Annotated in this window: 13 protein-coding genes, 1 pseudogene and 2 riboswitches; of the genes and pseudogenes, 7 read left to right on the top strand and 7 right to left on the bottom strand. The window is 61.0% G+C overall.

Annotated features, from left to right (window positions below):
* The 7 genes from WBF74_RS05060 to WBF74_RS05030 form a co-directional block, all read left to right on the top strand.
* Window positions 1–358 (top strand): hypothetical protein (locus tag WBF74_RS05060; protein ID WP_424436120.1); only part of this gene is annotated, 358 nt, incomplete at its 5' end.
* Window positions 359–437: 79 nt separating this feature from the next.
* Window positions 438–538: riboswitch (glycine riboswitch) on the top strand.
* A gap of 3 nt (window positions 539–541) precedes the next feature.
* Window positions 542–639: riboswitch (glycine riboswitch) on the top strand.
* Between the two features lie 93 nt (window positions 640–732).
* Window positions 733–1,854: a glycine cleavage system aminomethyltransferase GcvT gene (gene gcvT / locus WBF74_RS05055; protein ID WP_424436117.1), complete on the top strand. Its 1,122-nt coding sequence runs from the start codon at window positions 733–735 to the stop codon at window positions 1,852–1,854.
* Window positions 1,855–1,886: 32 nt separating this feature from the next.
* Window positions 1,887–2,264 carry a glycine cleavage system protein GcvH gene (gcvH, locus tag WBF74_RS05050; RefSeq protein WP_424436114.1) on the top strand — a complete coding sequence of 126 codons (378 nt, stop codon included), beginning with the start codon at window positions 1,887–1,889 and terminating at the stop codon, window positions 2,262–2,264.
* Between the two features lie 53 nt (window positions 2,265–2,317).
* A complete protein-coding gene (gcvPA, locus tag WBF74_RS05045; RefSeq protein ID WP_424436111.1) occupies window positions 2,318–3,664 on the top strand; it encodes an aminomethyl-transferring glycine dehydrogenase subunit GcvPA in 1,347 nt (448 codons plus the stop codon).
* Between the two features lie 8 nt (window positions 3,665–3,672).
* Window positions 3,673–5,247, top strand: coding sequence for an aminomethyl-transferring glycine dehydrogenase subunit GcvPB (gene gcvPB / locus WBF74_RS05040; RefSeq protein ID WP_424436123.1), 1,575 nt, complete (start codon window positions 3,673–3,675; stop codon window positions 5,245–5,247).
* A gap of 39 nt (window positions 5,248–5,286) precedes the next feature.
* Complete coding sequence (locus WBF74_RS05035) at window positions 5,287–6,519, top strand: serine hydrolase domain-containing protein (protein ID WP_424436108.1); 1,233 nt, start codon at window positions 5,287–5,289, stop codon at window positions 6,517–6,519.
* Complete coding sequence (locus WBF74_RS05030) at window positions 6,512–7,066, top strand: nucleotidyltransferase family protein (RefSeq protein WP_424436105.1); 555 nt, start codon at window positions 6,512–6,514, stop codon at window positions 7,064–7,066. The genes WBF74_RS05035 and WBF74_RS05030 overlap by 8 nt, the downstream gene beginning before the upstream one ends.
* A 54-nt stretch (window positions 7,067–7,120) precedes the next feature.
* Here WBF74_RS05030 and WBF74_RS05025 read toward each other — a convergent pair whose 3' ends face one another.
* From WBF74_RS05025 to WBF74_RS04995, 7 genes and pseudogenes are all read right to left on the bottom strand, one after another.
* The gene (locus WBF74_RS05025; protein ID WP_424436102.1) at window positions 7,121–7,900 is read right to left on the bottom strand and encodes a dienelactone hydrolase family protein; all 780 of its coding nucleotides are present in this window, start codon (window positions 7,898–7,900) and stop codon (window positions 7,121–7,123) included.
* Window positions 7,901–8,009: 109 nt separating this feature from the next.
* The gene (locus WBF74_RS05020) at window positions 8,010–8,495 is read right to left on the bottom strand and encodes an ATP F0F1 synthase subunit B (protein WP_424436099.1); all 486 of its coding nucleotides are present in this window, start codon (window positions 8,493–8,495) and stop codon (window positions 8,010–8,012) included.
* 11 nt (window positions 8,496–8,506) lie between these two features.
* Window positions 8,507–9,067, bottom strand: a complete 561-nt coding sequence (locus WBF74_RS05015) for a F0F1 ATP synthase subunit B (protein WP_424436096.1) — start codon at window positions 9,065–9,067, stop codon at window positions 8,507–8,509.
* A 77-nt stretch (window positions 9,068–9,144) separates the two neighbouring features.
* Window positions 9,145–9,369 (bottom strand): F0F1 ATP synthase subunit C, encoded by a 225-nt coding sequence (locus tag WBF74_RS05010; RefSeq protein ID WP_424436093.1) that lies wholly within the window; start codon window positions 9,367–9,369, stop codon window positions 9,145–9,147.
* A gap of 93 nt (window positions 9,370–9,462) precedes the next feature.
* The gene (locus tag WBF74_RS05005) at window positions 9,463–10,242 is read right to left on the bottom strand and encodes a F0F1 ATP synthase subunit A (RefSeq protein WP_424436090.1); all 780 of its coding nucleotides are present in this window, start codon (window positions 10,240–10,242) and stop codon (window positions 9,463–9,465) included.
* 15 nt (window positions 10,243–10,257) lie between these two features.
* Window positions 10,258–10,521 (bottom strand): AtpZ/AtpI family protein, encoded by a 264-nt coding sequence (locus tag WBF74_RS05000; RefSeq protein ID WP_424436087.1) that lies wholly within the window; start codon window positions 10,519–10,521, stop codon window positions 10,258–10,260.
* A 420-nt stretch (window positions 10,522–10,941) separates the two neighbouring features.
* Window positions 10,942–12,221 (bottom strand): annotated as a pseudogene (locus WBF74_RS04995) (chromosome segregation protein SMC); the annotation flags it as partial.

The following is a 12,221-nucleotide window of genomic DNA, read 5'->3' as shown; positions in this document are numbered from 1 at the left end:
GGGCAGGGTCGTGTCGAAATGCACCTACAACAAGAGCGATTCGACCATCACCGTTGATCTCGCCTTTGACGGCATCGCCGAACTCGGGCCTGCCGCCAATTCGCGTGAGTTTACGTTACAGACATTCGTGGCGGTCACGCGCCGCTACACCGCCTTCGACAAGAAGCAGATTCACAATGTCCCCGTCGTCTTTGAGGCGGGTCAGCGACAGATGCGCTTTGTCCATTCGGTTGACGGGACGGTGCTGCCCTATGGCGAGAATGCGAATGGCAGCATCTACCAGATTCTGATCGGCTTCCAGCTCACGCCGGAGCAGCTTCAGTACAACCGGACGATGCCTTATTCCGCCATTCGCTAGGATAAAAATCCCCGGAATTGTGACCGGAATTTCCCCGTTTGACTCTGGCGGGACCGTCCATATTATCAGCCAGACACAGATGAACCCTGCGGGAGAGGTCGGGGCTGGCGAAAGCCGGTATCCGGCGCCGAAGGAGCAACCGCCCCGGAAACTCTCAGGCAAAAGGACCGCAGGGGGATGAATCTCTGGAAAGCAGGCCGGAACGGATAATCCGGCCTCACCGAAGGGCGCAAGCGGCAGGCGATTCCCTGCCGCGAAATCTCTCAGGTTCCGCGACAGAGTGGGGCGCTGCAAGCGGAGCAATCCGCCGGGTAGCGGACCATCTCGATTCGTGAAATCCCAACGGGCAACCGGCGGACGGAACCTGGAAGATCATGACGGAAACTCTCAAAACAACGCCTCTCCATGCGCTGCATGTGGAACTTGGCGCAAAGATGGTTCCCTTCGCGGGCTATGACATGCCCGTGCAGTACCCGACCGGCGTGCTCACCGAGCATCTTCATACGCGCGAGGCAGCAGGGCTTTTTGATGTGTCCCATATGGGGCAGGCCTTTCTGAAGGGGCCGGACCATGCAACCGTCGCCGCCGCGCTCGAAGCCTTGGTCCCCGGCGATATCCGCGATCTCGTGCCCGGCGCCATGCGCTACACGCTCTTTCTGAATGACAAGGGCGGCATCCGCGATGACTTCATGGCCACGCGGATGAAGGAGGACGGCGTCCTCTATCTCGTGGTGAATGCGGCCTGCAAGGATGCGGATTTTGCGCATCTCGAAGCCAATCTTCCTGCAGGCGTCACCCTGGAGCGACTTGAGACGCGCGGCCTGATAGCCCTTCAGGGGCCGAAGGCTGCGGAAGTGCTTGCCCGCTTTGCACCTGATACCACCACGCTCGGTTTCATGACCTGCGCCGAGATAAATGTCGCAGGCGTGCCCTGCCTCGTCAGCCGCTCGGGCTACACAGGCGAGGATGGTTTCGAGATTTCCGTTCCGGCGGCAGAAATAGTGTCGTTGGTGAAGAAGCTCTTCGCGGAAGCGGAAGTGAAGCCCATCGGTCTTGGCGCGCGCGATTCGCTGCGCCTTGAAGCGGGGCTTTGCCTTTACGGCCATGACATTGACGAAGAGACGACGCCGGTGGAGGCGGGCCTCACCTGGACGATCGGCAAGCGCCGCCGCGAGGAAGCGAATTTCCCAGGTGCGAAAATCATTCTCGACCAGATCGCAAATGGCGTGACACGCAAGCGTGTCGGCATTCTGCCCGAAGGCAAGGCGCCTGCCCGCGAAGGCACGGAAATCACCGATGCGTCGGGCCGCAAGATCGGCGTGGTCACAAGCGGTGGCTATGGACCGACGATAGGTGGGCCGATTGCGATGGGCTATGTCGAAACGCCCTTCGCGAAAGTGGATACCGCAATCGACCTCATGGTGCGGGGGAAGGGGCGTCCGGCAAAGGTTGCGCCGATGCCCTTCGTGACCAAACGTTTCCACAAGCCGGGCTGAGCGCGGCGGATAAAAGATCAGGGGAATTACATATGAGCGATATTCGTTTTACGGATCAGCATGAATGGGTGCGCGTTGATGGTGACATCGCCACCATCGGTATCAGCGACTATGCGCAGGAGCAGCTTGGCGACGTGGTATTTGTCGAACTGCCGGAAGTGGGCAAGGAGCTTGCTGCGGGCGACGAAGCGGCCGTTGTTGAAAGCGTCAAGGCGGCGAGCGAGGTCTATTCGCCTGTCAGCGGCGAAGTCATCGATGTGAACACCGATCTCGAAGCAACGCCTGCCGGCGTCAACGAGGATGCGATGGGCGATGGCTGGTTCATCAAGCTGCGCATCTCCGATCCCTCCGAACTCGACAAGCTGATGGACGAAGCGGCCTATGCCGAATTCGTCGAGAGCCTCCAGTAAGGCACACCACTCAACGGACCAACCGCCCCGCGGGCGAAAGGAACTGCGAAGCCATGCGTTACCTGCCACTGACTGATGCCGACCGGCGCGAGATGCTCGGTGTCATCGGCGCAAAAAGTGTCGATGAGCTGTTCCGCGACGTGCCTGAAAGCGCCCGTCGCGAAGGACTGGTCGATCTGCCTCGCCGGAAGGGCGAGCTGGAGGTCGAGCGTCTGCTGGGGCGCATGGCCGCGAAGAATGTGGCGGCGGGCTCCGTGCCTTTCTTTGTCGGCGCCGGTGCCTATCGTCATCACGTGCCGGCATCGGTGGATCACCTGATCCAGCGTTCGGAGTTTCTCACCTCCTACACGCCCTATCAGCCGGAAATCACGCAGGGCACGCTGCAATATCTCTTCGAGTTCCAGACACAGGTGGCAATGATTACCGGCATGGAAGTGGCAAATGCTTCCATGTATGACGGCTCGACGGGCTGCGGCGAAGCGGTGCTCATGGCGCATCGCGTCACCAAGCGGCGCAAGGCGGTGCTCACCGGCACGCTCCACCCGCAATATGCGGAAGTGGTGAAGAACCTGTCGGAGTTTGGCGGCTATGAACTGGAAATCATGCCGCCCGCTCTTCCCGGCGAAGCCTTCGATGTGACGGATCGCATTTGCGACAAGACAAGCTGCATCGTCGTGCAGACGCCGGACTTCTTCGGCGAGCTGCATGATCTGCGTGCCATCGCCGAAGCCGCTCACGCAAAGGGCGCGCTACTGATTGCCGTGGTGCCGGAAATCGTTTCGCTCGGCGCGGTCACACCGCCCGGTGAAATGGGGGCCGATATTGTGGTGGGCGAGGGTCAATCCATCGGCAACGGCCTCAACTTTGGCGGACCTTATGTCGGCCTCTTTGCGACACGCGAAAAATTCGTGCGCCAGATGCCGGGTCGCCTCTGCGGCCAAACGGTTGATGCCGAAGGAAATCGCGGCTTCGTGCTGACGCTCTCCACGCGCGAGCAGCATATTCGCCGCGAAAAGGCGACATCGAATATCTGCACCAATTCGGGTCTTTGCAGTCTCGCCTTCACGATTCATATGTCGCTGCTCGGCGAGGAAGGCTACAAGCGCCTTGCCCGCATCAACCACGCTGCGGCCTCAAAACTTGCGGGGCTTCTGTCGAAGGTGCCGGGCGTCGAGATTTTGAACCGCACATTCTTCAATGAATTCACCATGCGCCTGCCGAAGCCCGCTGCGGAAGTGGTGGATGCGCTGGTGGAGAAGGGCGTGCTGGGTGGTGTTCCCGCCTCGCGCCTCTGGCCAGGCCGGCCCGAGGTTGAAAACCTTCTCATCGTCGCCTCGACGGAGATCAATACGGATGATGACCGCGCCGCATATGAAGCCGCGCTGAAAGAGGTGCTCTGATGTCCGGTATGAACAGGCAGGGTCGTCCGACCGCGATCGGAAACACCGCGCATAGCGGTTCGCGCAACTCCACCTTCACCGGCAATCGCGCGCTGGAACTTGAAGAGCCGCTTCTCTTCGAGATCGACAATCCGGGCGCCTGCGGTGTGGATCTTGACGAGCCGGAAGGCTTTACCTCGCATCTCGGTGCGCTGGAGCGGAAGGGCCGCATCGGCCTGCCGAGCCTTTCCGAGCCGGAAGTCGTGCGCCACTATGTGCGGCTTTCCTCGAAGAACTACTCGATTGATGCGGGGCTTTATCCGCTCGGCTCCTGCACGATGAAGCACAATCCCCGCCTCAATGAAAAGATGGCGCGGCTTCCGGGCTTCTCTGACGTGCATCCGCTTCAGCCGCAGCAGACAGTGCAGGGCGCGATTGAACTGATGAGCGAACTCGCTCATTGGCTGCGGGAACTGACCGGCATGCCGGGTGTCGCGCTTTCGCCTAAGGCGGGCGCTCATGGCGAGCTTTGCGGCATGATGGCCATTCGCGCCGCGCTCATCGCGCGGGGCGAGGATGCGCAGCGCACCCGCGTGCTCGTGCCGGAGTCGGCGCATGGCACAAACCCCGCAACAGCGGCCCTCCTCGGCTACAAGGTGGATGCCATTCCCGCCACGGATGAAGGCCGCGTTGATCTCGAAGCCTTCAAGTCGAAGCTCGGGCCGGATGTTGCGGCGATCATGCTGACCAATCCGAACACATGCGGCCTTTTCGAGCGCGATATCGTCAGTATCGCAAAGGCGGTGCATGAGGCTGGCGCCTATTTCTACTGTGACGGCGCGAACTTCAACGCGATTGTGGGCCGCGTGCGGCCGGGCGATCTCGGCATTGATGCAATGCATATCAACCTGCACAAGACCTTCTCCACGCCGCATGGTGGTGGTGGTCCGGGTGCGGGGCCGGTGGTCTTTTCCGAAGCGCTCGCGCCTTTCGCGCCGCTTCCTTATGTCGTTTCTGATAAAAAGGGTTTCCGCCTTGTCGAGACGAATGAAGAAGCGAAGGCCGATGGCACAACGCCTTTTGGCCGCATGACCGCGTTCCACGGCCAGATGGGCATGTTCGTGCGCGCGCTCGCCTATATGATGAGCCACGGCGCGGACGGGCTGCGCCAGGTGGCCGAAGATGCCGTGCTTAACGCAAACTATGTGCTCGCGTCTCTGAAGGATGACATGTCGGCCTCCTTCGAAGGACCCTGCATGCATGAAGCGCTCTTTGATGATCGCTTCCTCAAGGGTACCGGCGTTGAAACGCTCGACTTCGCCAAGGCGATGATCGATGAAGGCTATCACCCGATGACTATGTATTTTCCGCTGGTCGTTCACGGGGCGCTGCTCATCGAGCCGACGGAAACGGAATCGAAGCAATCCATCGACCTCTTCATTGCGACGCTGAAAGATCTCGCGCGTGCCGCGAAATCGAATGACAAGGAACGCTTTACCGGCGCGCCCTTCATGGCACCGCGACGGAGGCTCGATGAAACAGCGGCTGCGCGCAAACCCGTGCTTCGCTGGACACCTTCGGCACCCGCAGAAGCGGCTGAATAAAAACGCCGCCAATGCGCGGCAAAAGTGGGGGAGGGAGATATGCGCCTCAGCGCAGGACGCATCGCGCTTGCGGTGATCGCCGTCATTCTGGTTGCCATCACGATCCTCGGCATCTCGAAATGGCAGGAGATCAACCGCATCCGCTTCGTCGCCGCCATGTTCTCGGGCGAGGAACAGGTAGAGCGCTTCCGCGCGATGGATGAATACTTCCCCGTCCGCCCCTTCCGCCGGTCTGGCCCCGTGTCGGAACTCCCTGCAGGCACGCCTATTGATCTGCCTGCAACCTATGACTGGGCAGGTGAGACGCGCGACACGGCGCGCTTCCTTGAGGAAACGGACACGACCGGCCTCATCGTTGTGAAGGGTGGCGCGGTTCTCTACGAGAATTACTGGCGGGGCAATGACAGCGCCACCCGCTGGATCTCCTGGTCGGTCGGCAAATCCTTCATCTCTGCCCTTGTCGGCATTGCGATCGATGAAGGAAAGATCGAGAGCATCACTGATCTGCTGGAAAAGTATGCGCCGGAACTTGCGGGCACCGCCTATGAAGGCGTGAGCGTGAAGGACGCGCTCGAAATGTCATCCGGTGTTGCGTGGAACGAGGATTACAGCGATCCCGAATCCGATATTGCCCGCTTCGGTCGGGCGCTCGCTCTTGGCAGCTCGATGGTGGATTTCGCAAAAACGCTTCGCCGCGAACATGAGCCGGGCACCGTGAACTATTACAACAGCATGGATGCACAGGTGCTCGGCCTCGTGCTGCGCAAGGCAACGGGCGTAACACCCAGCGAATATCTCGAACAGAAAATCTGGTCGAAAATCGGCGCGGAGCATGATGGCTATTGGGTGCTGGATGACACGGGCGAGGAGCTTGCTGCGGGCGGTGTCAACGTCACCGCGCGGGACTATGCGCGCTTCGGCCTGCTTTATCTCAATGGCGGCAAATGGAATGGCGAGCAGATCGTGCCCGCAGACTGGGTCCAGGCCTCGCATACGCCGGATGCAGAACGGCTGCTGCCGGGCGAGAAGCCGGGTACGGATATTACCTGGGGCTATGGCTATCTCTGGTGGTTGCCGCGCAGCGTTGACGGGCCTTATGCGGCGGTCGGCATTTATAACCAGTTCGTCTATGTCGATCCGGCGAATGACCTCGTCATAGTGAAAACCTCGGCGAACAGTTCCTATGGTCAGACCAATGATGAAGCGAGCTATCGTGAGGATGAGACCATCGCGCTTTTCGAAGCGATAGCGGCGCAGGCCGGGAATGGATGAGCAGCGCTTCATCGCGCTTGCCCTGACGAATGAGGCGAACCGCCGCATACTGGAACGACTGCCATCGCTCGGGCTGGGCGATACGTGGCTTGTCTCCGGCTCCCTGTTCCAGACGGTGTGGAACGCGCTGACGGGCCGGCCGCCTTCCTATGGCATCAAGGATTACGACCTCTTCTATTTCGATGAGGATACGAGCTTTGAAGCGGAAGACGCCGCCATTCAGCGCAGCATGGAGACTTTCGCAGATCTTGGTGCCGAGGTGGAACTGCGCAATCAGGCGCGCGTGCATCTCTGGTATGAAGCGAAATTCGGCACGCCCTATCCGCCGCTGCGAAATTCTTGCGAGGGGATAGACCGCTTTCTCGCACCCGCCTGCATGGTGGGCTTGCAGGCGGACGGGACGCTCTATGCGCCAATGGGGCTTGATGACATCGCCACCATGACCATCCGCCCGAACCGCACCCCGAATTTCTCCGCCGCGCGCTATGCGGAAAAGGCCGCGCGATGGAAATCACACTGGCCTCAACTGACGGTGATGGAAGCCTAGAGGCTGCTCGCAGTCTCCGACCTCTTGCGTCACCCTCCCGCAAGGGGGGTGATGCTAGGCCGAGAGCCGCTCCTGCAGGAAGGCGATCACCCGCTTTGCTGCTTCCTTTGTCGGCTCACCATCGCGGTCGATGAGATCAACGGTCAGAACGCTATGTGGCTTCGGTGCAGGCGAGGCCGGATTCGCCGTGTCATCCTCAAGCTCTATTCCTTCAAAGCCCTCACCCAGTTCGCGCCGAAGTGTCTCGAACTTCTCCGGCGGGCACATGAAATCGCCCTTGAAGCGGAGGCCGAGCACCTTGTCGCCTTTCGCGCAGCGTGCCTTCACGCAGGCGAGTTCTTCAGGCGAGACATGGAGCGCCGCGCGCTGCTTCGCGCCGAGCGGGAAGGGCATGGAAGGCTGCGAGAGGACGGGTGCCATGAGCGATGGCTCCATCATCATCGAGAGCGCGAAATTGCCCGAGAAACACATACCGATCGCACCAACCTTCCTGCCGCCTGACTCTTCATGGACGTGGCGCGCGAGTGCCCGCAGCCATGCGGTGACGGGGCTTGAGCGATCCGAGGCGAGGATGTGGAACTCGCGCCGAATGCAAAGCTGCGCGATGGATTTTGCGACATAGCCGGGGGTGAGAGGGCGGCCTACTTCACCGAGAAGGAGCGGCATGTGAACCCGGAAACCGGCATCGACCACCCAGTCGGCAAAGCGGATGACTTCCGGCGTGATGCCCGGTATCTCGTGAATGACGATGACGGGGGCGCCATCGCCGCGGCTATAGACAGGCTTTGATGCGCCCTCATGGGTGAAGTCTGTCCGCGTATATCTCTCCAGCATCCCGGTCCCCCTCGTTGATCTGACCCATTCAACGGGAGGCGGGGAGACGAAGGCAACAAAAAACCCGCCACGCTTTCGCGGGCGGGTTTTTCGATTTCAGGGAGCCTGATCAGTGCAGCTTGGAAGCGAGATCGGCAATCGACTTTTCGATCAGCTTGGCATCCGCGCTGGCATCGACCTTTTCGGCAATGACCCGCCGGGCCGCCCCGATGGCAACATCAGCCGCCACGGAACGAACATCGGCAAGAGCCTGGGCTTCAGCCTGGGCGATCTTGTCTTCGGCGAGCTTCGTGCGACGCTCGACCTGCGCTTCCATATTGGCGCGGGTTTCCTTCGCAAGCTGCTCGGCCTCGGCCTTTGCCTGGGTCACGATATCTTCGGCTTCTTTCATCGCCTCGCGCTGCTTGCGCTGGTAGGAGGCGAGAAGCTGCTGTGCTTCCTCGCGGAGGCGGCGGGCTTCATCAAGTTCCGCTGCAATGTCGGCGGCGCGCTTGTCGAGCGAGCTGGCAACAGTGCGATGGACCTTGAAATAGCCAAGGATCACGAAGAAGGCGACAAGGCAGGCCAGGATCCAGAATTCGGCTGTGGCGAACATGGGGCTTGTCCTTACGCTATTTCGCTGTCAACAGCGCGCTCGGCAGCGGCACGATCCGCTTCACCGAGGAGCTGGGTGACGATGGCATCCGCAACTTCCACGGAAACGGCGCGGACATTCTGAAGAGCTGCTTCCTTGGTGGCCGCAATCTTCTTTTCCGCATCCGCGATCTTTTCGGCAAGGCGCGCCTCGATGGCGACACGCTGCTTTTCTGTTTCCGCGTTCAGCATATCGCGCGTTTCCTGCGCGATGCCCTGTGCCTTGGCACGGGCTTCGGCAAGAGCCGTCTCATAGGCTTCGATGGCCTCATCTGTCTGCCGCTTGAACTGGGCGGCCTGGTCGAGATCATCCGCGATGCGATCGCGGCGCTCTTCCAGCACGCTGGCGATGCGGGGCATCGCCACACGGGACATCAGCAGGTAGAGAGCGATGAAGCTCAATACCAGCCAGACAATCTGGGATTCGAAGGTGGCGGCGTCGAAAGGCGGAAAGCCTCCCGCATGCTCGGCATCCGGGACGTGAATCTCGGCGATAAGCTCGCTGCCGGGCTCCTGGGCCATGGCTTCGGGCATTTTGGTCTCCGGTCGGTCAGGCGACCTGCCGCCGGTTGCCCCTCAGCGGAACAACCGGCTGGCCGATCTGCGATGGATCAGACGAAGAGCAGGATCAGAGCGACGAGCAGCGAGAAGATGCCCATCGCTTCAGTAACGGCGAAGCCGAAGATCAGACGGGCAAACTGGCCGTCAGCGGCGGAGGGGTTGCGGAGGGCGCCGGCGAGGTAGTTGCCGAAGATGTTGCCCACGCCGATGGCCGCGCCACCCATGCCAAGGCAGGCGATACCGGCGCCGATGAACTTTGCTGCTTCTGCTTCCATGATCAGGTGCTCCTGTTAGGACGTTTGGAGGTTAGGGAACGGCGGGAAGCCGCAACCATTTCGTTAATTGGGGTACTGCGCCCCGCAACCGGCCTAGTGGCCCGGATGCAGCGCGTCGTGAAGATACATGCAGGTCAGAATGGTGAAGACATAGGCCTGAAGAGCGGCAACAAGGAACTCAAGCGCCGTCAGGGCAACGATCATGAAGAGCGGCAGGATCATGCCGACAAAACCGATTGCACCCATTGTCAGGAATGTCAGGACGAAACCCGCGAACACTTTCAGCATGATGTGTCCGGCCAGCATGCTGGCGAAAAGACGGACAGAGTGGCTGATGGGACGCGAGAAATAGGAGATGACCTCAATCGCCACGACGATCGGCAGCACCACGAGGGGAACGCCGCTTGGCACGAAGAGCTTGAGGAAGCGCGGGCCGTGCAGGATGAAGCCTGTCACCGTCACGCCAAGGAACACGGTGATTGCCAGCGCGAAGGTAACCGCGATGTGGCTCGTAACCGTGAAGGCATAGGGGAACATGCCGATCATGTTCGCGAAGAAGATGAACATGAAGAGGGTGAAGATGAACGGGAAGAAGCGCATCGCATCTGCGCCTGCATTGTCCCGCACCATATCGGCAACGAATGTGTAGAAGCTCTCGACGACCGACTGCATCCGCCCGGGCACCATGGCACCGGAGCGCATGCCCAGCGTGGTGAAGAGCGTGACCGCAGCCACCGTCACCACCATCCAGAGGCTGGCATTGGTGAAGGAGGCATCAAGGCCGCCAATGTTCAGGGGGATAAGGGGCTGCACAACGAACTGGTGCAGCGGATCGACGGGAAAACCGCCAGCTTGTTCGGCGCCTGTTGCCACGGTATTGCCTAAGCCTCAGTTCTTGTCGCCGGATTTGGGCCCGGCTGTTGCGTCGCCGGGCTGCTGCCCGGATTGATCCTTCTTTGCGTCCGCCGCCGTCGCATTCATGGCCTGCGTGGCGCGAAGCACATTCTTAACGCCCGCTATCGTCCCCAGCCCGGTAAAGACAACCAGGCAGATCGGCAGCGTGCCAAAAAGCCAGTCCAGGAACCAGCCAATGCCGGCCCCCAAGAGCACCCCGGCCACGAGTTCCGAGGAAAGCCTCATAGCAATGCCCATATCGGAGGGCCTGCCTGTCGGCGCTGACCTTTTCCCGTCTGTTTCGGTACCCTTTCGGGCACCACGCGCGGCCGCGATACGGCTTTCCAGAAGATCAAGTTCTCTCTTCCGGGATGCCTCTTCGCCGTCGGCAGGGATGCCAGCTTCCTCGTTTCGTGCCAAAGCGGAGCCTCGCCGTCAGAAAACACTCTTTCGGAGCCCCGCCCCAGACCGAAGCCGCGCGCACCCTACTGGCAGGGTCATACGCTGTCAAGAACCGCCAGAGGCCGCGTAAGTTGTTGATACGACAGTGATTTTAAGCTGCCTTCGCGCCTGCGGCAATCGGCCTCGCCGGAACACTCTTTTGAGTCTCTTTCTGTCATGAAAAAGGCCCCCGAAACTGGAGGCCTTTCCCCTGCGTAAGAGGGTGGTGCGAAGCCCTCAGGAGGCCTCGCGCAGCGTCTCGGCGGTGTCGAGATTGACCGAAACAAGGGTCGAGACACCGCGCTCCTGCATGGTGACGCCGAAAAGGCGATTCATGCGAGCCATTGTGAGTGCGTGGTGGGTAATGATGAGGAAGCGCGTATCGGTGGTCCGGGTCATTTCGTCCATCAGATCGCAGAAACGCTCCACATTGGCGTCGTCCAGCGGCGCGTCCACTTCGTCCAGCACACAGATGGGCGAGGGATTCGTGAGAAACACCGCAAAAATCAACGACATGGCCGTCAGCGCCTGCTCGCCGCCCGAAAGAAGCGACATGACCTGAAGCCGCTTGCCCGGCGGGCGGGCCATGATTTCAAGGCCGGCTTCCAGCGGGTCATCCGATTCGGTGAGCTTCAGATGGGCCTCGCCGCCGCCAAAGAGATGGGTGAAGAGCCGCGAGAAATTCGCATTCACCTTCTCGAAGGCTTCGAGCATGCGCTCGCGGCCTTCGCGGTTGAGGCTGCCAATGCCCTGACGCAGCTTGGCGATGGCGCTGACAAGGTCCTCGCGCTCCGCTGTCATGGTTTCAAGCTGCTCGGTCAGTTCGCGTGATTCTTCCTCGGCGCGCAGGTTCACGCCACCAAGGCTCTCGCGCTCGCGCTTCAGCCGCTCAAGCTTCGCGTCAATCTGGTCGAGATCGGGAAGCGCGGCGCCTTCCTCGAGATTGGCCTGCTTGAGCGCTGCTTCCGGCTCGCATTCGAGCACTTCGCGGATACGCTCTTCGGATTCGGCCACACGCTCCCGCGCGCCGGTAACGAGGCCGTCGATGCGGGCGCGTTCCTCGCGCGTCTCGCCAAGCTGATGCTGGACTTCCTTTGCGTGCTTTACGGCTTCGGAAAGATGCTTCTCGGCGGTGGCGAGTTCGTCCGCCATCTGGCTGCGCGCCGTTTCGGCCTCCGAGATATAGGTGAGAAGCGCGCGGCGCTTTTCTTCGATCTCGGCGGGGACACCTTCCAGCGTCTGGAGTTCGGCTTCGGCTTCCGCCTTGCGTTCTTCAAGCGTTGCGATCTGGCGCTCGGCATTGGTGGCGCGAAGCTGCCAGGCGTCACGCTCCTGCGCGATGGCCGCGAGACGGCGACCACGCTGCTCTGCCTCGCGGCGCAGCCCTTCATATTCGGCGCGGGCTTCGGAGAGGGCGACGCGAAGTGCTGCCACACGATCACGCAGTTCATCGGCTTTCGCGCGCGGTTCGGCATCGGGCTTCAGATTCTGAAGGGCGATCTCTGCTTCCTCGAGCG

The sequence above is a fragment of the Parvibaculum sp. genome (assembly GCF_049672805.1).
In the GTDB taxonomy this organism is placed as follows: domain Bacteria; phylum Pseudomonadota; class Alphaproteobacteria; order Parvibaculales; family Parvibaculaceae; genus Parvibaculum.
The sequence above is the reverse complement of the archived record's forward strand: the minus strand, read 5'-3'. Positions and strand labels throughout refer to the sequence as shown.

Coding starts and splice junctions, on each gene's coding strand:
- gcvT (WP_424436117.1), top strand. CDS start 733: ATGACGGAAACTCTCAAAACAACGCCTCTCCATGCGCTGCATGTGGAA.
- gcvH (WP_424436114.1), top strand. CDS start 1,887: ATGAGCGATATTCGTTTTACGGATCAGCATGAATGGGTGCGCGTTGAT.
- gcvPA (WP_424436111.1), top strand. CDS start 2,318: ATGCGTTACCTGCCACTGACTGATGCCGACCGGCGCGAGATGCTCGGT.
- gcvPB (WP_424436123.1), top strand. CDS start 3,673: ATGAACAGGCAGGGTCGTCCGACCGCGATCGGAAACACCGCGCATAGC.
- WBF74_RS05035 (WP_424436108.1), top strand. CDS start 5,287: ATGCGCCTCAGCGCAGGACGCATCGCGCTTGCGGTGATCGCCGTCATT.
- WBF74_RS05030 (WP_424436105.1), top strand. CDS start 6,512: ATGGATGAGCAGCGCTTCATCGCGCTTGCCCTGACGAATGAGGCGAAC.
- WBF74_RS05025 (WP_424436102.1), bottom strand. CDS start 7,900: ATGCTGGAGAGATATACGCGGACAGACTTCACCCATGAGGGCGCATCA.
- WBF74_RS05020 (WP_424436099.1), bottom strand. CDS start 8,495: ATGTTCGCCACAGCCGAATTCTGGATCCTGGCCTGCCTTGTCGCCTTC.
- WBF74_RS05015 (WP_424436096.1), bottom strand. CDS start 9,067: ATGCCCGAAGCCATGGCCCAGGAGCCCGGCAGCGAGCTTATCGCCGAG.
- WBF74_RS05010 (WP_424436093.1), bottom strand. CDS start 9,369: ATGGAAGCAGAAGCAGCAAAGTTCATCGGCGCCGGTATCGCCTGCCTT.
- WBF74_RS05000 (WP_424436087.1), bottom strand. CDS start 10,521: ATGGGCATTGCTATGAGGCTTTCCTCGGAACTCGTGGCCGGGGTGCTC.